Annotated in this window: 8 protein-coding genes; all 8 read right to left on the bottom strand. The window is 66.0% G+C overall.

The window, feature by feature from the left end:
* Positions 1 to 110: 110 nt before the first annotated feature.
* Entirely contained in the window at positions 111 to 12806 is a 12696-nt protein-coding gene (locus CXQ81_RS16315; RefSeq protein WP_101337816.1) for a filamentous haemagglutinin family protein, read from the bottom strand.
* 213 nt (positions 12807 to 13019) lie between these two features.
* Positions 13020 to 14186, bottom strand: coding sequence for a phosphate ABC transporter substrate-binding protein PstS (locus CXQ81_RS16310; protein WP_101337815.1), 1167 nt, complete (start codon positions 14184 to 14186; stop codon positions 13020 to 13022).
* Positions 14187 to 14720: 534 nt separating this feature from the next.
* Entirely contained in the window at positions 14721 to 15932 is a 1212-nt protein-coding gene (gene gspF / locus CXQ81_RS16305; protein WP_101337814.1) for a type II secretion system inner membrane protein GspF, read from the bottom strand.
* Positions 15932 to 17353, bottom strand: coding sequence for a type II secretion system ATPase GspE (gene gspE / locus CXQ81_RS16300; RefSeq protein WP_007928981.1), 1422 nt, complete (start codon positions 17351 to 17353; stop codon positions 15932 to 15934). The genes gspF and gspE overlap by 1 nt, the downstream gene beginning before the upstream one ends.
* A 952-nt stretch (positions 17354 to 18305) precedes the next feature.
* Positions 18306 to 20714, bottom strand: coding sequence for a type II secretion system secretin GspD (gene gspD / locus CXQ81_RS16295; protein WP_101337813.1), 2409 nt, complete (start codon positions 20712 to 20714; stop codon positions 18306 to 18308).
* Complete coding sequence (gene gspM / locus CXQ81_RS16290) at positions 20711 to 21277, bottom strand: type II secretion system protein GspM (protein WP_101337812.1); 567 nt, start codon at positions 21275 to 21277, stop codon at positions 20711 to 20713. Before gspM ends, gspD begins: the two co-directional genes overlap by 4 nt.
* Positions 21270 to 22463, bottom strand: coding sequence for a type II secretion system protein GspL (gene gspL / locus CXQ81_RS16285; RefSeq protein WP_101337811.1), 1194 nt, complete (start codon positions 22461 to 22463; stop codon positions 21270 to 21272). Before gspL ends, gspM begins: the two co-directional genes overlap by 8 nt.
* The gene (gene gspK, locus CXQ81_RS16280) at positions 22460 to 23443 is read right to left on the bottom strand and encodes a type II secretion system minor pseudopilin GspK (protein WP_101337810.1); all 984 of its coding nucleotides are present in this window, start codon (positions 23441 to 23443) and stop codon (positions 22460 to 22462) included. The genes gspL and gspK overlap by 4 nt, the downstream gene beginning before the upstream one ends.

The following is a 23443-nucleotide window of genomic DNA, read 5'->3' as shown; positions in this document are numbered from 1 at the left end:
CACTACCTAAATCATAAATCGTCGCAAAGGCGGCGACCGACCATCGCTAGAGGTGCAGACAAAAAAGGGGCGATCAACGATCGCCCCGAACTGTGTTGCCACGAGAGAACCTATAAGGTCAGTTGCCGCCGCTCCTCCTCGGTCAACTGCTGGCGCGCCTGATCGCTCAGCGGCCCGGCGCCCAGCACCTGCACCGGGCTGTCCGGGTTGTAACCGGGGTTGGCCCGGCTGGCGCCATCCTGGGTCGGCGCCAGGCGTTCCTGGCCGAAACTCAGCACCTGCACGCTAAACACCGACGGCATGTTCTGCCGCGCCGCCGCCTGCTGCTGGCGCGCCACATCCTCGGCGGCCTGGGTCGCCGAAGACGCCGCCGAACTGGCCGACGTCAGGGCCCCGGTGTTGACCGACGCCACCACCGGAATCCCCGAGGACTTGCCCTGGGTCTGGATATTCGCCGCGTTGACCACTTGCAAGGCGAAGATATTGACGTTGCCCGACACCCGGATCCCCGCCTCGCCGGCGTCGATGGTGCCCAAGGGCGCCAGCAGGTCGATATCCCCGGCGGGCACCTCGGCAATCGGCGCCAGGGTGGCGATCCCCGCCCCCGAGCTCGGCACGTTCGACGACAGCGTGACATTGCCCCAGTTGTCGTAGATCCGCTTGGGCGGGGTGTAAATCACGGTGGTCTTGGAGCCGCGCCCGGCGTTGATGTCGCCGGCGTTCGACCAGCCGAGGATCGACCCGCCAAAGGTGGTCATGACCCGGCTCTGCCCCAGCAGGATGCTGCCTTGGGAATACAACTGGATATCGCCGGCGCCCTGGGTGATGACCCCGGCGGTGGCCGGCGGCGCTTCACCTTCGATGCCGAATACCTGCTGCCCGCCCGGGGTGAGCATCTGGATATCGCCGCCAAACAGGGTGTGTACGCCCGCGCCGCCGTACATGGTTATGTCGCCGTCGTAAACGATCGGGTTGCCCGCCACATCCTTGGTTGGCAGCAAGGAAGCGATCGCATTGCGACTGCGCAGGAAGCTGCCGAAACGCGGGCCGTTGGCATCGTTGTATTCGCGGCCGCCCTCACGCAGTTCCTCGAAGTAGACGCGACGGGCGAAGACCCGCTGCTGCTCCGCCGGCAAGCTGGCAAAGTAGCCCCGCGCCTCGTCGCCGGAACCCTCGAAGGCAAAGTGCTCCTTGAGCCACTGCAACAATTGCGCTTCATAGGTCTTGGCGACTTTGCCCCGTTGCTCGGCCAGCGGCACGCCGGCCTCGGCCTGATTGCTCGGGTCCAGATAGGGCGTGACGAACTTCAGGTAATCCAGGCCGGCGGCCCCAACCCCGGCCTGCATGACGATGCTGGCGCCAGGCCGCGAGTCGCCGGCCACCACCGGACCGAGACTGCTCACCGAGGCCTTGTCCTGCATCAGGATATTGCGTCCGGCGCTGATCTCCAGCGTGCCGGGGCCGGCGACGTTGAAGGAGCTGAACAGCAGGTCGCGGCCAGCAGAAACGATGGAGATATCGCTGGGGTTGTTATGGACAAACAGGTTGCCGCTGCTGGTGCCGCTACCGGACCTATCCTCCAGTGAACTGGCGATGATGTTGGGGATCCCTGTCGGCTCGCCCAAAGCAGTTCCCGAGTTGACAATATCGCGCCCCGCCTTCATCCACACCGGCCCGGCCGCTTCGTACCAGGTTTGTCCAAGCCGTGAACCGGCGGTGAAGTTCAGTATTTCACCACTGCGCAACCCGACTATATCCCCGCCAACCGCATAAAAGCGCGCCGCGTCACGGCTGGCAAACTGATTGCTGGCGGTATTGGAACCAAAGGCAAACAGCGAAAACTCGGCCTTGGTGTTCGGGATCGTAATGCCGTCGCTGCTCAGATTAGTCACTATGGGGTTAGCTATGGGGTTATTAGGGTCCATACCCCAACCCGCGAATGCCGGTGTAAAAGGCGTGGGCATCGCGCTCAGAGAGGCTCCAGACTGGTTGATGGCATACCCGCCGGCATAAATCGAATCCCCGGCCAGCACTTCCAGGCGACCCTGGGTCGACGGCGCCAACAGCAACGAGTACTGCGAGTTGTTACTCGTACCCCCCAACGCCGAGCCGCCGATAAACACATCGCCACTGGCGGCAACTGCGCTCAATTGCGAAGGGAAGATGAATCGGCCATCGGTCGGCGAGCTGTTGCGGTTGCCAATAGGTTGACCGTTATTGCCTAGATCACCGGCCTGCACACTCGGGGTCAGATTGCCACCCGCCGAAAACAGGTTGATCGCAGTGCTATCGGTCCACAGCGAGAACCAGCCATAGCCCCCCGTTCCATAAGAAGTACCGTCATAGGTGAATGCCAAGGCGTTTTCAGTAGACGTCCGCCCTGGGTCGCCCGTACCGGCCAGCACCAGGTCACCACGGGTGGCCAAGCTGGCCGTGGCGTCGCCGAGCATCAACACCATGCCCCCTGTCGCGGTGCCCAGGGACGCATTGAACGGATCGTAGGCGCGGGTCTCCTTGCGGTCGTTGGATAGCGCGAGACTGCCATAGTTCAAGGCAATCCCCCCCAGGCTAGAGGCTTGCAGGCCGAGCGCGCCACGCAGGTTGCTCAAGACTCCGTTCAGACGCAGATCCTGCTGGGTGTAGTCGGTGGAGAGCGGATTAGTAATCGATGATGTAGTGGTGGCGGCCCGAGCCGACAATCCGGGGTTCAGACCGCCACCGACGCGCACATCCAGATCGCCACCTCCGGTCAGCAACAACTCGCCTGTCGGGGTCACTCGGCCGCTGCTGCCCACCGCCAGCACCAGCCCCTGACTGCGTGGCGAGGAAACCGCGTCCGGAGCACCACGACGGCTGAGCAAGCCGGCATCCCCCCCCACGTCCAGGGTCAGATTGCCGCCACCCAAGGTGCCGATACCGGTAAAGCCCACCAGCATTGGCAACTGCGCAATCAAGCTGCTATCGGGATTACCGGTGTTCTCGCCTCCGCGGCCACTCACATAAGTACCGAAGTTGATCCACCAACTGGCAGGAATCGGTGTAACCCCGGCCGTGTCGCCCGTCCCCTGACGCCAGAGCCAATTGCCCAGGTTAGAACTGGCCAATTGAGTACGAGCATTCTCGTTACGCGGAAGGGTGTAGCTGCTGAACACATCGCCGGTCAGACTGCCACCGCTACGCAACAGCAGGTTGCCGCCCTGATCCGGGTACCAGGCAGCATACAGACTCCCTAGGCCCTCGTTGACCAGGGTTTCGTAAGCAGCCCCTGCACTGCCCAGCACACTGCCATCGCTGCCCCGACTGCGCGCCTGATCGAAAGCAGCCTGCAGATCGCCGGCTCGTGCGGCCGTCGAAGCCCCGGCGGTATAGACCCCATATGACGACTGCATGGCCACATTACCCGCCGCCAGCAGGTCCAGATCCCCGGTCCCGGTGCGCAATACGCTGAAGTGCTGGGTGACTGGCGTCACTCTGTTCACCGGGCCGACGATGACCTGCTCCGGCGTGCCGGGGATGGCTTCGCCCAACGAGGTACACAGGCCTTCTGCACACCAGGATTCATATTCCGCCAGAACCGGTGTTCCCTCGACAAAGCCAGGGTCGATCAACACCCCGAGGTCGTTCCACACATAGTTGAAGCGATTGCACATACCTTCGGCGCACCAGGACTCATCCGCCGGCGCGACCCGTGTGCCTTCGACGAAACTCGGGTCGATCAACACCCCCAGCTCGTTCCAGAACCAGGCCCCCGCCGGACGCTCCGGAGTTCCCGGAATAATAATGGTCTCGTGCCCCTCGAGGACCGCGTAATGGGTATCGGCCAAGGTCAGGTCGCCAGCCATCACCGGTTTGATCGCCCGGGTGTCGGCGGCCTGGGTATCGGCCCCCGACACCAGGCGCATCGACCAGGACAACGAGCCTTCCGGCAACAACGGAGCGACGGCCCAGTTACTGCCCTGGCGCCCGCCGGTCACTGTGCGCAGGGGCACCGAAATCACCCCGGACGGCAACTTGATATCGGTTTCCGACGGAATCAACGCGCCCACCTTGAGCGCCAGCGAGCCGGCCAGTTGCACGCCGTCCGGGTTGTTCGGGCCAAAGCTGTCGCGTCTCGGCAACGGCACCCCGGCCGGCCAGGTCATGGCGCCCAGCGAGGCCGCACGGGGCAGTCGCGTTCCAGCGTCCAGGGTCATGCCGCTGGCCAGGGTCACGGCCTCGCGGATCAGGGTGCCGGCGGCATACACCTGATTGCCGGCGCTGTCGCGCACCGCTGCTTGCAGCACGGTGCCGGCCAGCAGTTCCAGCGGGGCCTGCAGGGTCGCCTCGACCGGCAGCACGGTCCCCTGCGCCAGGCGTACCGGCTTGATCGGCAACGCGTAGTTGAGGGTCTTGCCGGGCGGGAACAGGCTACCGTCGGCCAGCGTCACCCCCGGCCCCGGCACCACCACGTCGCCGCCAAAGGCCTGGCGACCGGGGGTCAAGACCCAGCCGGCATCGTCCGGGGTCGGCGGTGGCGGCGCGAAACCGTCGTTGATGCTGCCGTAGATATCCAGGTTGCCACCGGCGCGAATCACCAGGTTGCCCGGTTCGCCGGAGCCATACACCGCGGTTTTCTGCGCATGGGGATTGACGCTGGCATAGCGATAGCCGGAGAGGTCCAGGTCACCGCTGATCACCAGATCGCCCTGGGTGACGATCTCCAGCCCCGGGCGCAGGTGGAAGGCGTCGGCATAGCTGGCGTTGTTCAAACCGGCCAGCTTGCCGTTCATCAAGCTGGCATTGCCCAGGGCATTGTCGATAAAGCGCTGGCTGTCCTGATGCTTGGCGTCCAGGTAGGCCTGATCGATCACCTGGTACGGCCGACCGCTGGCGGCCGGCGCCGTGCCCTCGGGGGCATCGGTGTAACGGGCGGTGCCGTTCACTGCTATGGAGCGAGCCCCCAGGATGTTCAGCCGGCCACCGGCGTCGATGGCGATATCGCCCAGGGTCGGATCGTTGGCATCCAGGCGCGGGGCATTGAGCTCCAGCGTCCCGCGGGCCTGGCCGTCGTACTGGCCAGGCGCCGTACCGGCAGCGACCGAGGTGCCATGGCGCAGGTCGATGCGTGCGCCGTCGGCCAGGGTCAATTGGCCCTGGCCAGAGTTGAGTTCGACCAGCGCACGGTTCGGCGAATCGATGATCTTGCCGTAGCTGTCGACCCGCAGGGCCGTGCCGTGGACATCGAGCACCGAGCTGCCGGCCAGGGTCAGGCCCTGGCTGGCGGCCAGGCGAATGCTGCCGACCCGCTCGCCACTGGCGTCGATGCTGCCCAGCACCGTCAACTGGCCGTTGTCCACGGACACGTTGACTTCGCCGGCCTTGAGTTCGTTGCCGATGGTCAGGTCGCCGCGCTTGATCTGGAAGCTGCGGGCACCGAACACCTGGCCCTGGTTGAGGCGCTGGTTGAGCGCGGCGAAATCCCCCAGGGTCTGAGCGCGGATATCGACGCTGCCGGCCTTGTAGGGCATCAGGGTGCCGCCGGCGTCGTAATACCCGCTGCTGGCGCCGAGCAGCGCGCCTTGCAGATCCACCTGACCGCCGCCCTCGCCCACCGCCAGCACTTTCAGATTGCCACCGTGGTTGTTCTCTGCCGACAAGTCGATCCGCGATCCCGCCGCCTGGCGGATATCGCCCTCGCGGCTTTGCAGGATCACATCGCCGCCCCAGCTGTATTGGCTGACTTCGTTGAAGGTGACCTGGCGCCCGGCCAGGTCCAGCTGTGCGCTGTCGGTCAGGTTCAAGGCATGCTCGGCATTGACCGTCAGCTTGCCGCTAGGCAGGACCACGGCGCTGTCCAGTTCGACGTTGTTACCGGCCAGCAACACTTCAGCGCCAAGGCTGTCGATGGCCGGCAAGGCCGCCTGCTGACCCGGCGCGCGGCTCAAACGCAGGTCGCCCCCCGCCGTGAGGCGATTGACCGAACCGGCCTCGCCGGTGAGCAACGGCGTGCTGATATTCAGGTTGCCGCCGCTGTAGGCGAAGCCCTTGCCGGCTTCATAGGCACCCTGGGACTGGTACACCGCCAGGCTGCCCTTATGGTTAGCGGTCAGGCGTTCGCTGGCGCTGAGATTGACGTTGGCAAAGCCCAGGGCCAGGCGGGCGTAGTCGGCCAAAGGATCGGGCTGAGTGTTGGGGCCATAGCCGAATTCGATGCGCCGGGCCCGGATTTCCAGGGTGCCGCTGCCGGCGCCGGCGCCGTTGGCAATCACCGCGGCGGGCGTACCGGCGACCCCGTTCCAGATCAAGTTACCGGTCTGGATCAACGCCACATCGCCGGCCGCGCCGGCGCCGTAGATCGCCGGGGTGCTGAGCATCAGGTTGTCGAGCATCGACTGGCCGTTGCTGTCCAGGGTGCTCAGGGTGGTGCTGCCGTAGAAATTCAATGACTGGCCGGCGGTCAACGACAGGGTTTCCAGCGCCGGCGCCCCACTGGCGATATCGCCGCGCAGCAAGCGGTTCATGACCTCCTGGTTGAGGGTCAGCCCCGACGGCAGTGCATTGCGCGCCTGGGCGGCGGCCAACGCCTCTGGACTGCCGACATTGATCCCACCGACCGCCAGCGCCAGGTGACGGGTGCCGTAACGCACCGCGTCGCCCAACCTGAAGGTGTTGGTGGTGGCGAAGGCAATGGTGCCTTGGGAGTACAGCGTGGTTTCGCCCTGGCAGGTAGCCTGTGCACAGTCCCCGATCAAGATACTGCCAGGCCCTCGGGAAATATCACCCTCGGTCGGCGCGAGCATTTGCAGCACACCGTTGGAGACGGCCAGCACACTGCGAAGTCCGGGTTGGTAGATGAAACCATCGGTGGAGTCGTAGGCCGCTTCGCCACGCCCCAGGGTGTTGATCGATGCGCCCTGCTCGATTTGAATCGCGCCACTGGGCAGGCCGGAAACGAGGAACACTTCAGGGGCCGACAAGGTCGCGCCCTGGCGCAACGTCACCGACTCGGCGGCACGGTTCGCATCGAAGCCAACAAAATTGCCGCCCTGGCCATACACCACGGTCGGCGCTCCGCCAATGCTCATGCGGGCCGTGCCAATGGCGTTCAGATCATCGGCATGGAACGCCACCCCGTTGCCGCTGGCAGTGGCCCCGGCCGGCAGAATCTCGATGGCGCTGCCGCTGGACATCACCTCCAGGCTCGCGCCAAAACCGCCTTCGGCCGCCGCCGAACGTGCTACCCCAGCGAACTCGAAACCGTTGGGAGAACCGTTCTGGCCGGCGATCAGGCTGACCCGCAAGGTTTTGCCATCGGCCTCCAGTGCTGCGCGAGGCACGCCCTGGCGCGCGGCATCGCTACGGACAAAATCGGCATACGGGGTTTCGTTGTATTGCGAGTAACTGCGCAGCACCGCGGCCGGGGTCAGGATCACCTGGCGGCTAAAGGCATCCTGAATCCCGGTCTGGGCGACGGACAGCCGGCCCGCTCTGGACCACGAACCGTTGCTCATGACCGCGCCGCGGGTCAGCGCGGTCACGCCGAATGGCGCGGCCAAGCCATTGATCTCGACCCGGAACGCCCCCGGCAGCAAGGCATAGGTCGAAGGCAGCAAGGTGTAGGTGCCCGCCGGCAAGCCGGGGACGCCCGCGTCGATGCTGATCTGCTGGCCCACCAAGGGCGTTGTCGCCCCCGCCTCGCCACCGCTGGGCGCGACATTCGCCTGGACCCCGGGCACGATGGCGTACACCGGATTGGTATCCAGCCCCGGCAAAGTAAAGCGGCCATCGGCGCCGAACTGCACCAAGGGGTTATAGCGCGCATCGGTCGAACCGCCGCGTCCGGAAACGAATGCCGCGCCCAGCAACTGGCCACCCCCGGAGAGGTCCAGTACCGCGCCCTGCTGCACCTCGATCGACTGCCCCAGCAACTGCGCGCCCACCACCAGGTTGGCGTTGGAACTGGTGCCGCCCACACCCAGCAAGTCCACTTGCTGACCGTCGAAACGCCAGGTCACACCGTCCACCGTGCCGCCATAGGGCAAGGTCAGGCCCGCGGCGCTGACCGACGTCAGGCTGCCCGGCAGCAGGCTGAGTTCCTTGGTATAGCGCAATATCCCCACCTGGGTGCCCAGGGAAATATTGCCCAGGGGCGCCCGCAGCACGCCGCCCTGCTCGATGACGGCCGCACCAAGGGTCAGCTTGCCGAACACCGAATAGGGTTGCGCCGGATCGACGCTGCCAGTGCGGCCAATGCTCAGGGTGCGGTCTGGATCGTAGTCCAGGTCATTGCCCCGATACCCCGCGAGCACCTGGGCCACCGCGCCGGTGGCCGGGTAGATCTGCGCCGCCGCCAGCCGCAGGTCGGCCTGGGTGCTCAGGTTGGTATTGCGCGTATTGACGGTGCTGGCCAGGAAGCGCAGGTCGCCCTGGCTGATCAGTTGCGTGTCGTCGAAGGCGCGGCGGTCTATGGCCTGGCTCAGGCCGCTGGCGGTGGTGCCATGGGCACCGATACTCACGCCATCGCGGATATCCAGTACGTTACCCGCCGTGACCAACAGGCTGCCCGTCGAAGCCTGGGTCGAAACTCCACCCTGCACTGTAGGGCGCATCGAGCGGTCAGGCGCATCCACCGCGCCGACACCCGCCAGGCGTACATAAGGCGCGGCCAGTTGCACCCGCGAACCGGTCGCGGCGCCATCGCTCAACGCCAGGGCACCGGCATACAACTGCAGGCTCTGCCCCAGAGACAGCGACAGCGTGCCGTCGAAACTGATCAGGCCGTTGCTGAGCAGCGACAGGTTATCGAAGCCCCCCTCCTGAACCTTCTCCATCCCCAGCCGGGCATGGCCATAGGCAAGACGGTCTTGCACGGCTTCGGGACCGACGCCGCCGGGCAGCAGGCTGTCGGCGCTGACCTGGCCAACCACCATCTCCCGCGCCTGGCGTACCCGCTGCGACGCATTGGTGCGGTAGAGCGGTGTCTCCAGCGCCACATTCAGTGAGCCGCCCGCCGCGCCGCTGCCACCAGCGTGGGCGCTGAAACTGCCGTCCAGGTACAAACCGTTGTTCGACGCCAGGGAAATACTGCCGCCGCCGCTGGCAATCGCCACCGGCCCTTGACCCGCCACATCGACCATGGCCTGGGCGCCGGAAGCCTCCAGGCGCGCGCCTTCACGCACCACCACGAATTGATTGGCCGCGCTGGCGATACCGGTCTGCGGATCGATTTGCCCGCCGATCACGATGCTGCCACCCGCGTCCACCTTCCCGTAGCGACGCCGCAGGGCATCGGTCGCGGTAGCCGCCCGCGCGGCGACATCGAGCACCGCCTGTTCCCCCACCCAGATCGAGCGGCCATGACCGGCGCTCTCGACGTCTTCGGCCACATCCGGCGCAACCGAGATACCGCTCAAGGTGATGGCGCCGCCCCAGGCATTCAATGCACCGTCCACGGTCAACTGACCGATGCTGCCCAAGGTGATCGACTGGCCCGGATCGACACTGATGGCCGATCCCTTACCCACCACCAGCTGGGTACTGGCCATGTCCGCCGCGCTCGAACGCAAGGTGCCGGCCCGCAGGTTGATGCTCGCGCCCTGGCGCTGGCCGAGTACGGATTTGATCGGATCTTCCTGGTAAAGCTCCGGTAGCCAGCGCTCCAGCACAGAGGTCAGGTCCGCGCCCGTTGCCATACTCCTGGCCTGATCGCCCAACAGATACACCGGTTGGGTCACCTCGACCTGTGCCCCGTCGGCCACCTTCAGACCCTGATTGCCGGTGATGTCATACGCGGCGAAGCCTTTGTCGAAGAACTGCGGGGCCAGCACCAGGGTGTCGGCAGCAGTGTCGGCGGCGCGTTCACCAATCAGCACCTTGCCGCTCTGCAGGCTCAAGGTGCCGCCACCGTTCACGCCATAGCCGCGCAACTCACCGTCCAAAGTGAGCGTACCGATAGCCGCCGCGCTGTTGGCATTGGCCGCCAGGGTGACATTGCCGCCCTTGCCGGCGCGGGTCTTGCCGTCGCTCATCAGCGCCGCGCCCGACGACACGTCGATCAGGCTGCCGCTCTCCAGTGCGACATCGGCGCTGCTGCGCAGCGAGACGCTGCCGCCATTGAGGTAAGGCAAGCGACTGCCATCGGCGGGGTCCAGCAACAGGTTGCTCCACAGACCGCTGGCGTCCAGCCGGACGCCACTGCCAACTGTCAGCGTCGCGCGCTTGCCCCCCGTCGCCGCCAGGGTGGTGTCGAGCTTGCCATTGCTGGTGATCTGCTGCAGCACATTGCCCAGGGCGAGACTGCCGCCATGGGCTGTCAGGTCGGCATCAACCTGCACCTGTGGCCCATACAGGGTGATATCGCCGCCGGAACTGACCTGCAGCGCACCGTCAACCAGAATGCTGCCGGTGGCGGCGACCTTGATGCTGCTGAGCTGGAAACCGTTGAGCTGCTCGGTGTCGAGCCACAAGGTGCCCTTGCGCTCATCGGGCAGAACAGTGTCCAGGTCCAGCCCATTGGCTATCGCCGCGGCCTGCCCCAGCACCACTTGCTTGACGGTATTGGCATCGGCACTCAGGGCGTACTGCAGGCTGGCGCTGTCCTTGACGTAGTAAGGCACATAGGCCCCCACCACCAACTGCCCGCCCCGGGCCACGGCGTTTTGTCCTTGCTGGTAGCCATCGAGCCCCGGGCGTGGGGCCTGAGTCTGGCGATCGCCCTGGAAGGTATCACCGACGATCTGCCCTTCGAGTACCGCATGGCGAGTGCTGACTTCCAGGCGGCCGGCGTCTCGACCCACGCTGTAGCCTTGCTCCAAGCGCTCGCGGGGGGCAATCAATGAGTTGTAGTGATACTCGGTCTGGCCCCAGCGCACGCTGTGCTCTTCGAAACCCTTGTAGAGCCCGCTGTAGAGAATGTCGCCCGGAGCCCTGGACAACTCGATCAGCCGGCCATCGGCGGTCCGCAGCCAGGTCTGCTGGATCATTCCGTCCTGCACGTCCAGGGTGCCGCCGGAGAGGTTGATCTGCGAACCCTGCTGAGTCACCACCTCATTGCCGCTCAGGCGTACGCTGCCGCCCTGGGCCATCCATTCGCCGACGTTGTGCGGCTGGGTGCCCAGATAACCGCCCACCTCGAGCAAGCCGCCGGCGGTGTACCAGCGATCCGTGGCGTAGCCGTTGGTCCCCGCCGGGACCAGCACCAGCTCGCGGGCATCGACCCAGACATCGTTGTTGTTGAGGTTCTTGCTGTCGCGGTTGACCGAGGCGTCACGCTGCTCGTTGCCCTGGATGTTGACCTTGACGCTGTTGGACTCCATCGCCACCTTGACGCCCACCGCCCCCGACACATCGATCACCGCACCGTCGCGCACCAGGCTGCGCTGCCCGGCATTCACCGCGACCTGGCCGCCGGTGGCCAGGGTGATCGAACCGCTCTGGAAGTCCACGGTGCCGCCGCTGGCGATCTCCACCAGTGACTGGTCGCGACGATAGGTATCGGCCGGCGTCGCGTTGCCAGCCAGGTTCAAGGCTGGCGTCAGCAACCCGTCCCGCTGGCTGTCCAGGGCCGTGCTGCTGTCGATCAGGATCGCGCTGGTACTGCCCTCGCCCAGGGTGACCTTGGCGTCGCTGCCACGGGCATTCAGATGCAGGGTGCCGCGGGCGTCCACCGAGGTGCTGCTCAGGGCCAGGCCTTGTTGCAGCACCTCCTGGGCGCTCAGGGTGATGTCGCCGGTAGCCGCCTGGATCGAGCCGTGGTTGCTGACCTTGCCGATGCCCGAAGCGACGACCTCGTTGCCGCGGGTGGTCGAGGTCGGGTTGCCGTCGGTGCTGTAGCCTTTCTTGATCACAAAGCTGTCGCCGGCGACCAGAGCGGTCTGGCCCCGCGGGGTGTTGATGCTGCCCGCGTTATCCACTTCCTTGCCCAGCAACAGCACATAACCGCCGCTGGAGGTGGAAGAACCGGGAGCATGGGTCTGCAGCTGCGCGCCCTGCTCCACCAACACCTTGCCAGCGGCGTCGCTGAACGTCGGCGCACTGTCGCTGGCGCTGAACAGCCCACGGTTGTTGAACTGCTCGTCGCTGATGGTGGTGGCCGCAGCCACCAGGTTGCGCACATTGATCTGGCTGCTGCCGCTGAACACCACGCCGTTACGGTTGAGGATCATCACCGTGCCGTCGGCCTTGAGCGCGCCCTGGATCTGGCTCGGCGAGGTGCTGTTGTTGACGCGGTTGAGCGCGGCCCAATCGGCGTTCTGCTGGAATTCAACGGTGGTGTCACGGCCGATATTGAAGGTTTCCCAGTTGAGAATCGCCTTGTCGGCGGTCTGCTTGATCGACACCAGCGCCTTGCCGTTGGCATCGGTCTGCACCGGCCCCTCGGCATTGACGAACAGCGGCTTGCCGTCGGCCCCGAGCAGCACATTCAGGCCATTGCTCCCCAGGCCGTTATGCACAGTCTGTGGAGCGGTCAGCGCCGCCGCGCGCCCGGCCGCTTGCGCGGCCTGCTGGGCGGCGATGGCGGCCACGGTGTTATTGAGATTGCTCATAGAGCGTTGCAGTTGACTGCTGACCCGCTGCTGTTGTGCCAGAGGCGGTGGCGTACCGGCCGGCTGCGCCACCGATGGACGCGCAGCGCCGGCACCCTGGTTCGCGCCCATGGCCCCGAACCAGCCCGAACTGAAAGCCTGGGGCTGCGCCGCCTGGGCCGTGCCGGCAAGCATCAACAAGGCAATGGCATGCGCCAGCGGCTTGAGTCGCAGCACCGGTTGCCCGGCGACAGCGGAGGCGTTGATGAGTCGGGAAACAGGTAGATTCGGCTCAGAGCGCATCACTTGCGAGTCCTTCTTACGGTTCGGGCGAATGGCGGGTACAGCGGTCGACGCCAAAACATTCGCGGGGTTACTGCTAAGGCGGTTATGGGCAGGTGCGACCGAACTCTTGTCATGCAAAGTTCATCTACGCGACAACAGGCGGAAACGAGAAAGCCGGCAATGGCCTGAGCCATTGCCGGCTGTTACGCGAACCCTGCCGAGGGCGGGGTATCAGGACGGACGACCGATGCCGTTGCAGACGTTGGTGTTGCCGACACGCAGGGCGCTGGTGGTGTTGTAGAAGGTGTTGTGAACAGCGGACTGCCAGGCGGCCGACAGCGGGATGAAGGAGTGGCTCGACACCGTGGTGTTGTTGCCACCGGTGTAGTGGGTGTTGAGGAAGTTACGGATACGCAGGTTGTCACCGGCGTCCTTGTAGCACTGGCTGAAAATCAGGTTGGTGTAGCCAACGATTGGGTAGCCGGTGCTTGGGTTGGGGAAGGTCGGTACCCAATCCCGAGGGTTAGCTGGATCCTTGCCGCTGGCTGGGTTGGTAGGTGGCAACTCGGTATCCAGAGTGATTTGCACGTTGACTTGAGTTGGCAGGAAACCATTGACTGTGGCCACCTTGGCAGCATTGTTGAACTCGGCGAAGTCAGGGCTGACATAACCGATGGCGCCATTGGTGTTGGCCACGGTGGAAGCGATCGCGCCGCTACCGGAAACACCGACGTAGGTCGAGCCGGCTGGAGCATTGGTGGCCGGGTTGAAGCCCACGGCTGTGGCGAAGCTGTTGCTGGCGGCAGGTACCGAAGCAGGTTTCACAGCTTTCAGGTGAGTGGTGAAGATTTCGGTGGTGCCACTGCCGTCGGTGCGATAGACGACCGTGATAGGCAGGTTTGGACCGGCAACCCCGGCGAAGACGATTTGATTCCAGTTTGTGATCTTGCCCGAGAAGATATCGGCCAGTTGAGCACTGGTGAGGTTCAGCGTGGTTTGGCCAGCGACGTTGTAAGGCACGGTCACCGAAGTGGCTTCGGCCGGGATCTGAATCAAAGGACCGAAAGAGGCACGGCCCTTGTCGGCGCTGGCGTTGTAGGCGTTAAGTTCGGTCAGGCTCACGATCGAGTCGCTACCGGCGTAGTCGACGTTGATGCCAGCAGCCAGGTTGAACTTGGTGGAGTCATTGTTGAAGAAGGCCTGCTTGCCTGCGCCGCTGCCTACGCCGATGTAAGGGTTGAAGCCAGGAGTCGAGGAAGCCAGGATGCCGGTACCGGCGGTGGTGCCGTACAGGTTCTGTGGCAGAGTGGCACCGCCACCCACAACAGCCGCCATCGATTGGGCCGAAGCCAGAGCCGCTACGGCCATGGAAGCTGCGATCATAGTGCGCTTAAACATGAAGAATCTCCTTTCGTCGTGTGTATACGGAGGTCAATGGTTCTTGCATGACGCCATGGCGCTCAGATCCTCTGCCCTGCTCTGAGAGCGTTGTGCGGGGTGAGGCCATGGGTAAGAAGTTCGCAGTTTCCGGTGACAGATAAAGGAAAAAACCTCGGGAGAAAGGCCTTGATTTTCAAAAACTTTCTCGGGTGTTCGAGGGCCCTGGCACGGGCTTTTCGACGCAGGTGACAGCGAGGTGTCGCGGGGCCTTTTGCCAGCTCTTGGCCAGGCGCGGCGCGGGTCTTGGGCTGGGGGCGCTGGGGGTGGTTGTGCATGACAGAACGAGGAACCCGAGTTCGGCGGATTCGGCGCTCGGGTGATGAATGGAGTACAGAAAAAAGTTGCCTGGGCTGACCCTTTCCCCTGTAGGAGCGAGCTTGCTCGCGATGGCCCTGAACCTTGACGCGGTTCTTCCCGAAACATCCCGCTGCCTTGAGTCTTTTTCGCGAGCGAGCTCGCTCCTACAGAAAAGCGAGCCGGCAATCGATGTCGTTACTGCACCAGCTGGTTGATCTCGATGATCGGCAGCAGCACCGCCATGACGATCACCAGCACCACTCCGCCCATGACCACGATCATCAGTGGTTCGAGCAAGGCGGTCATGCCCATGGCGCGGCGTTCGATGTCGCGGGACAGGGTTTGCGCGGCGCGTTCGAGCATGGGTGGCAGGGCGCCGGTTTTTTCGCCGCTGGCGATCAGGTGGATCAGCACCGGCGGGAAGACTTTTTCCACCCGCAGCGCGGCGGCGAGGTTGACGCCTTCGCGGACCTTGGCGGTGGCGTCGCTGACGCTCTGGCTCAGGCGGTCGTTGGACAGGGTCTGGCGCGCCGCTTCCAGGGCGCGCAGCAGCGGCACCCCGGCTCCGCCGAGGATCGCCAGGGTCGAGGCGAAGCGCGCGGTGTTCAGGCCCAGCACGAAGCGCCCGATCAGTGGCAGGCGCAGCACCCGGCTGTGCCAGTTCAAGCGGGCCTGGGGGTTGCGCAGGTACATACGCCAGCTCCAGAAGCCGCCGGCCAGCACGCCGAAACACAACCAACCCCAGGCGCGGATGAAATCGCTGGCGTTGAGCATCGCCAGGGTCAGCCCCGGCAGGTCCTGGCGCGCCTGGGAAAAGGCGCTGACCACCTGGGGCACCACGTAGCTGAGCAGGAAGATCACGATGCCCACCGAGACCAGCCCGACCACGCCGGGGTAGATGAAGGCGGTGAGGATCTTGCCGCGCAGGGTGTTGCGCTCCTCGATGTAGTCGGCCAGGCGCTCCATGACCTGGGCCAGGTCGCCCGACTCTTCGCCAGCGGCGATCAGTGCCCGGTAGATGTCCGGGAAATCCCGCGGCCGCGCCGCCAGGGCTTCGGCCAGGCGCATGCCGCTGCGCACATCGGCGCGCACCGCACTGAGGGTGTGGGCGATGTGTTTTTTTTCCGCTTGCTCGACCGTGGCACTCAGCGCCGCTTCCAGCGGCAGGCTGGCGCCCAGCAGGCTGGCCAGCTGGCGGGTAGCCCAGGCCAGGTCGTTGTCCGACAGCTTGGCGCTGAACAGGCTCCCACCACCGGCCTTGGGCGTGTTGCTCTCGACCTGCACCATCAGCGCCGTCAGCCCACGGCTGCGCAGCACGCCGAAAGCAGCGCTCTGGCTGTCGGCTTCCAGGTGCCCGGACTCGATCTTGCCGAGGGCGTCGGCGGCTTCGTAGCGATAACGGTTCATCAGGCGTCCCGGGTTACGCGCAGGATTTCTTCAGGGGCGGTGGCGCCGCTGCGCACCCAGCGCTCGCCGTCCTCGCGCATGCTCAACATCCCGGCGCGACGCGCGGCGGCGCGCAGCGCCTGTTCGTCGGCGCCCTGGTGGATCAGGCTGCGAATGTCGTCGTCGATGCAGAACAGTTCGTGAATGCCGGTCCGCCCGCTGTAGCCGACCTGGTTGCAGGCCGGGCAGCCCACCGGGCGCCAGGTGCCGGGGGCGGTCGGGTCTTCTTCCTTGCAGTGCGGGCACAGGCGCCGCACCAGGCGCTGGGCCAGCACGCCGAGCATCGACGAAGCCAGCAGGAACGGCTCGACGCCCATGTCGATCAGGCGGTTGACCGCCGACACCGCGTCGTTGGTGTGCAGGGTCGCCAGCACCAGGTGCCCGGTGAGCGAAGCCTGCACGGCGATCTGCGCGGTTTCCAGGTCGCGGATCTCGCCGATCATGATGATGTCCGGGTCCTGGCGCAGGATTGCGCGCAGGGCCAGGGCGAAGGTCATGTCGATCTTGGCGTTGACCTGGATCTGGCTGATGCCCGGCAGGTCGTACTCCACCGGGTCCTCGACGGTGAGGATATTGCTGGTGCTGGCGTCCAGCCGTGCCAGGGCGGCGTAGAGGCTGGTGGTCTTGCCGCTGCCGGTGGGGCCGGTGACCAGCACGATGCCGTGGGGCTGGCGGATCAGGTGGTCGAGCTTGCCCAGCACTTGGGGGTCCATGCCTAAGGTTTCCAGTTGCAGGCGCCCGGCCTGTTTGTCCAGCAGACGCATCACCACCCTTTCGCCGTGCCCGGTGGGCACCGTGGACACGCGGATATCGATGGGCCGCCCGGCCACGCGCAAGGCAATGCGACCGTCCTGGGGCAGGCGTTTTTCGGCGATGTCGAGCTGGGCCATGATCTTGATCCGCGACACCAGCGCGCCATGCAGGGCCTTGCGCGGCGAGACCACGTCGCGCAGCGTGCCGTCGACCCGGTAGCGCACCACCGAATGGCTTTCATAGGGCTCGATATGGATATCGCTGGCCTCGTCCCGCGCGGCCTGGGTCAGCAAGGCGTTGATCATGCGGATCACCGGCGCGCCGTCCTGGGTGTCCAGCAGGTCGGTGATTTCCGGGATGTCCTGCATCAGGCGGTCGAGGTCGACCTCGTTCTCGGCGGCGCCGACCACCGCGGCGGCGCTGCCGGTGTCGGAATAGGCGCTGGCCAGCAGGCCGTCGAGTTCTTCGTCGCGCACCCGCTCCAGCCGCGCCGGGCCGAACTGGCGGCGCGCTTCGCTGATCGACCAGCCGGGGGTCGAGGGGCAGACCAGGAGTACGGCGCCCTCCTCGCCATGGCGCAGGAGGATGCGTTGGGATTTGGCCCAGGCGTAAGGGAGTTGGGGGTTCATGGGAGTAACTCCTGGGCTTGGCTGTGTACAGATCCGGTGCTGCGGTAACGGCCGTTAGCGGTTTCGCTCTTACGGCGAAGTGGGTGTACATATCCGTTGCTGCGGTAACGGCGGCTTAGGGTTCCGCCCTTACGGCGGGTCACTTTGAAGAGCCCAAAGTAACCAAAGGCTCTTGCCCCAAGCGTCCGGTCCTCGCTAAGGCTCGGATTCCCTCGCTCCGGTCCTGCTCCGTGGGCCGCCGCCACAGGCCATCCATGGCCTGGGGCGGCTAACCCGGCATCCCTGCCGGGTTGCCCACTGCGCAGAACCTCCACTCGGCCTCCCGACGGGGCAAGAAAATCAAAAACAACGCGAGGCGACCTGCCGGTCGGCCTGTCTGAGAACACGTTCCCTGTAGCCGCTGCCGCAGGCTGCGATCGGGCGCGCAGCGCACGCCAAGCCAGGCGGCGCGGTGTATCAGGCAGATCGAGGTGGATGGTTTTGCGTCTGCTGCGCAGCCGATCGCAGCCTGCGGCAGCGGCTACAAGAAGCGCGTACAACGCGCTTGGCTTTGGCTTTGGCTTTAGCTGTGGCTTTTGATCTTGCCTTTGATCCACCTGCCCCTTTCCCAGAGGCCGAACGCAGGCGTTGCGTAGGGGGTAGCGCGGCAGGGATGCCGCGCTAGCCGCCCCAGGCCATGGATGGCCTGTGGCGGCGGGCCCCCGGAGCAATGCCGGAGTGAGGGCATGCCGAGCCCTAGCGAGGCACCGAATGGAGGGACGAGCGTTTTTGCTTACTTTTTTGGCGTTTGAAAAAAGTGAGTCGCCGTAAGGGCGAAACCGCCAGCCGCCGTGACCGCAGTACCGGATATGTACCCCGCCCCCGCCGTAAGGGCGGAACCCTAAGCCGCCATTACCGCAGCAACGGATATGTACCCCGTCAGACACCCGGCGCATAACCACAACAAGCGAACTCATTGCACCGGCACCGCTCTGATCCTCGCCCTCGGCACCTGCCCCGGGTTCGGCGCTGGCGCCGATACCGGCACAGCCCCCGGCACCCCCTGCTCCGCCGTCGGCAATTGCGGCGCCTGCATGTCCGGCATGGCCCAGCTGCGGTCCGGCTGCAGGCCGCCTTGGGCGCGGCGCATGAAGTCATAGCGGTTGAGGGTGATGCTGCGCCCCGCGGCGCTGTCGCGAATGATGTAAGGCCGCAGGAACACCATCAGGTTGGTCTTGTTGGTCGAGCGGCTTTCGTTGCGAAACAGCGCGCCGATCCCGGGGATGGTCGACAGCCACGGCACCGCGTTGTTGCTCTGGCTGTAGCCGTCCTGCAGCAGTCCGCCGAGGACCATGATCTGGCCGTCGTCGAGCAGGATGCTGGTGTCGATCGCGCGTTTGTTGGTCACGGTGCCGGCCTGCACCGAGGCGCGCTGGTCGACGCTGCTGACCTCCTGATAGATGTCGAGCTTGACCGTGCCGCCCTCGGAAATCTGTGGCCGCACATTCAGCTTCAGGCCGACTTCTTCGCGCTGCACTGTCTGGAACGGGTTGTTGCTGTTGCCGCCACCGCCGGTGACGTAGCTGCCGGTGACGAAGGGAATGGTCTGGCCGACGAAGATGCTCGCCGCTTCGTTGTCCAGGGTCAGCAGGTTCGGGGTCGACAGCACGTTGTTCCCGCCCTTGCTCTTCAGGGCCCGGGCCAGCACCTTGAGGTCGAGGATCTTGCCGATCCCGGGGATGTCCACGGTGCCGTTGACCAGGCCGACGTTGAGCCCCTGGGGCAGCACGTCGATGCTGGTCTTGCCGTTGAGGTTGAGGCCGCTGCCGCCAAGGTTGGCGCCGCCGATGACGCCGCTGCCCCCCAGGTTGCCGGTCTGCCACTGCACGCCGAATTCGGCGGCGTCGTCTTCGTTGACTTCGACGATCAGGCTTTCGATTACCACCTGGGCGCGACGCTGGTCGAGCATGTCGATGACTTCGCGCAGGTTGCGGTACAGCGGTTCCGGCGCGGAAATCAGCAAGGTGTTGGTGGTGGCATCGGCCTGGATGGTCACGCCGCCGGCGCTGAAGGCGGTGTTCTGCTCGGAGGCCTGGGTGCCGCCCTGGCTGCTGCTGGAACTGCCGCCCTGGGCATAACCGCTGCCGGAGCTGGCGCCGCCGAGGCTGGAGCTGCCACTGGTGGAGCTGGTGCTGCCGCTCTGGCCGCTGCTGGAACTGCCGCCCTGGCTCATGCCGCCCATGCTGCCGAGCATGGCCCGCGCGTTGTCGCCGGTGCCGCTGTCGCTCTCGCCGGTGAGCAGGCCGCGCAGGGCCTGGGCCAGCTTGCCGGCCTGGGCGTTGCGCAGGTACACCACGTGCAGGTTGCTCGGGTTGCTCTGGGCGTTATCCAGCTTGTAGATCAGGTTGCGCGCAAGCTCGGTGCGCTCGGGGCTGCCGGTGCGGATGATGATCGAGTTGGAACGCGGGTCGCCGACCACGCTGACCTTCTGGGTCGGGTCAGCGCCCTGGGTTTCCAGCAGCTCGGAGACCATGCCGGCGATGTCCACGGCGATGCCGTTCTGCACCGGCACCACATCGGTGTCCAGGGCGCTGGGAATGTCGATGCCTTCGATGATCTGCGCCACCCGGGTGAGGTTCTCGGCGTAGTCGGTGATGACGATGCTGTTGTTGCCCGGGTAGGCGTTGATCGGGTTGTTCGGCGACACGATCGGGCGCAGTACCGGGATCAGGTTCACCGCGTTTTCGTATTGCAGGCGGAAGGTGCGGGTCAGCATGCCGTTGGCCGACGGCTTGCCGGCGTTGTAGATCGGCCCGCCGAGCAGCTTGGCGTCGGCTTCCGGCACCACCTGGGCCACGCCGCCGACATCCACCACGCTGAAGCCCTGCATGCGCAGGGCCGCCAGCAGCATGTCGTAGGCCTGGTGGGCCGGCACTTCGCCTTCGCTGACCAGGGTCAGGTTGCCCTTGACTCGCGGGTCCACCAGGAACTGCTGGCCGGTGGAACGCGCCAGCGCCCGGACCACGGCCTGGATATCGACATCGACGAAATTCAGGCGCACCGGCTGGTCGCCCAGGGGATTGCGCACCACGGTGCTGCTGGCGGCGGGAGCACCGGGCGCGCGTCCCGCACGGCTGATCGGATGCTGGAATTTGGGACGCTGGGTCTGTTGCGCCTGGGCCCGTTCCCGCTCGGCCACCACATCGCCGCCACTGCGATTGGTCTCGCCCAGGGGCCGCCCCAGTTCGCTGTCCACCAGCAACGGTGGCTGTGGCTCCTGGTTGTGACTGCACGCCGCCAGCGCCAGGGCCAGCGGCCCCAGCAGGAGCAAGGGCAGCGCCTTGCACGATTGGCGGGCGTAAAAAGAACCTGACCACTTCATGAAGCTTCCTTAGCGCCAAGCGCCTGATCCATGCGAACGGTTCCGGACAGTTTGCCTGCCGTGCCATCGATGTCGGCCGGCCCCGCGCGTTGCAGGCGGGCCTCCATCACTTCCAGGGAAAACTGCCGGGGATTGCCCAGCAGCCAACCGACCACGGCATCCGCCGGGGCCTCTTGAAAACTCAAGTGCCAGGCCTGGGACTCGCCCTCGCCCGCCACCTGCAACTGGTACAGCCCCTGCAGGCCGGCGGCATCCAGGGTCTGGCGCAAGGACTGCTCCAGGCTCTGCCCCGGCTCGCCGCCACGGGGCCCGCCGGCCTGGTGCAGCACCAGCTCCAGGGCTTCGGACTGGGAGCGCAGCTTGGGAAGCTCGGCCTGCCAGTAATCGATCTTGTCCAGCGCCGGCTCGATCAGCACCAGCCACACCAACAGGCCACCCAGCAGCGCCGCCGCGCCGGCCAGCAGGCGTTTCTCGCGCAGGGCCAGGCCGCTCCAGTACAGCTGTGCCTGGGCGGCCTGACGCTGCCAGCGTTGCCGGTAACGGCTGAGGTTCAGCTTATTCATCCTCGTCTTCCTCGCTGTCGTCGGCTTCCATCGGCACCGCGCCGGTCGCCATGCCTGTGGCGGCGCGCAGGGTCCAGCCCTGGTCGCCGGGGCTGGCTTCGAGCCCGGCCTGGGTCAGCAGGCCCTGCCAGCCGCTGTCGGGCGCAGGGACACGGGTGTCGCTGAGCAGGCTCAGCTGCAATTCGCCGTTCTGATAGTTCAAACGCTCGACCCCGCCGATCACGAAAGGCATGGCATTGCTGGCCTGCAGCACCAGGCTGTTGAAGCTGTGCGGAGCGTCGCCGCTGGCCCCGCTCTGCCGCGCCGCCAGTTGCTGACGCGCCTGTTGCAGGGGGTTGAGGATCACCGGCAATTCCGGGAACACCTGCTGCACCCGTTGGCTCATCTGCGCCTTGAGCTGCTGGCCCTGGGCCGCCTGGCGCGCGGCGTACAGGTTCAGGCCCAGGGTCCAGACCACCAGCGCCACCGCGCACAGCGCCGCGGCACGACCCCAGCCCTGCTGGCGAGCGCTGTTGTCCTGCACCCCGCCGTGCAGGCCCCAGTCGGGTGCCTGGCCGGTCCAGCGGCAGCTGTCCGGCAGTTGCTCCAGGGCCGCTGGCGGGGCCGCCTCGCCTATCCATTGCAACCCGGCGCCGTTGGCCAGCAACGCCTGCAAGGCATCTTCGGGTAGCGGTTGCACACTGCCCTGCCGCGGGCTATGGCGCAGCAACAGGTGCTGGTCTTGCAGGCAGGCGCTCAACTGGCCCGCCGCCGGCACCGGCAAGGCATAGGGCGCCGGGTACAGGCCGCGCAGTTTCAGGCCGGACTGCTCCAGCACCTGGCCGAGCCGCGCCAGCGCCTCGCGCGGCAACCAGCTGATGTGCACCTGGCCGTCGCTGTCGCGCGGGCTGTGGGCCACGTACAGGCTGTCGCTGTGGCCGAGAATCAGCGCCTGGGCGGCACAGGCCACCGCCGCGCTGACCTTGGCCGGGGCCAGGGCCGGCAGCTCGATACTCGCCAGCAGGCTGTCCTCGGGGTGCAGGAAACACTCCACCGCCGGCGCCTTGGGCATCTGCCCCAGTTGCATCAGGCTGGCTTCGCCGGCTTCCTTGACCTGGCCTTCCTTAGCCTGAAGCCGGGCAAAGCTAACCCGGCTCTCGGCCGTCAGCGAATGCAAGGGCGGCAGGCTGACGCGCAAGCGGCTCATACGCCCACCCGCGACCAGATCACTCGGGGCATGTTGTCTTCGCTGCGGTGCAGCAAGGCCAGCAGCTTGACCCGGCGCCGCTCGCCACGGGCCTGGCCTTGCAGGCGGAACCATTCGCTGGTGATGCCGACCCGCACCGCATCCGCCGGTACCTGCGGCATGCGCAGGCGATTGATGAAATCACCCTGGTTGATGAACCACTGGCCGCTGTCGCGCTCAGCGATCAGTGCCTTGGCCCGAGGCAGCGCCAGCCCCGGCACGGTCGCGGCGAGCACTTCGGCGCTGGCGGTGTTGCCGTTGACCCAGGTATTGGCCGGCAGGATGGTGACAAAGGGTTGCAGGCGCGCCAGCAGCTTTTCGTCGACGCCGTTCACCCCCAGCAAGTCGTCGAGACTGCGCAGCATCGGTTGCTTGGCCAGCAGCGGTTTGCGCGCGGCCTCGGGCGAAGTGTCGCGACCGCTGTGGAAACCGTTATTGACCGGCGCCGCCGTGCCTTCCGGGCTCAACTGCCGTGGGTAGGAAGCGATCACCCGCTGGCTGATGCGCTGGCCCAGGGTCGCGCTGACCCCGAGCAGCTCGCACAGGCGCTGGAAATTCTCTATCTGCAACGGGTCGAGCCGGTCATTGGCCAGCAGATTACGCAGGTTGAACTTGCTCTGCTCATCCTCCAGCCGCCCCTCGAACGGCCCGGCGCCCGGCCCCAGGGCCGCGAGCTGGATCGGCCGCGCCCAGTTCTGGTCGAGGCGGGTCAGCACGTCGCGCTGGCGGTCTTCCCACAGGCGCTGGCGGCTGACCTCCATGCCGCCCTGCAACTGCCAGCTGCCCTGGACCCGTAGCTGCTCGCTTTCCAGCCCGCGGGTGAACAGGGTCTGGCGGGTCAGCATGCCGCCGGCGATCACCGCCACCACGGCGGCGATCAACAAGGCGCTGATAATGGCCATGCCACGCTGTTTCGCCGCTGTCGGCGAACGGGCTGTCAT

This window comes from Pseudomonas sp. 09C 129, from assembly GCF_002843625.1.
Taxonomy (GTDB): domain Bacteria; phylum Pseudomonadota; class Gammaproteobacteria; order Pseudomonadales; family Pseudomonadaceae; genus Aquipseudomonas; species Aquipseudomonas chlororaphis.
The sequence above is the reverse complement of the archived record's forward strand: the minus strand, read 5'-3'. Positions and strand labels throughout refer to the sequence as shown.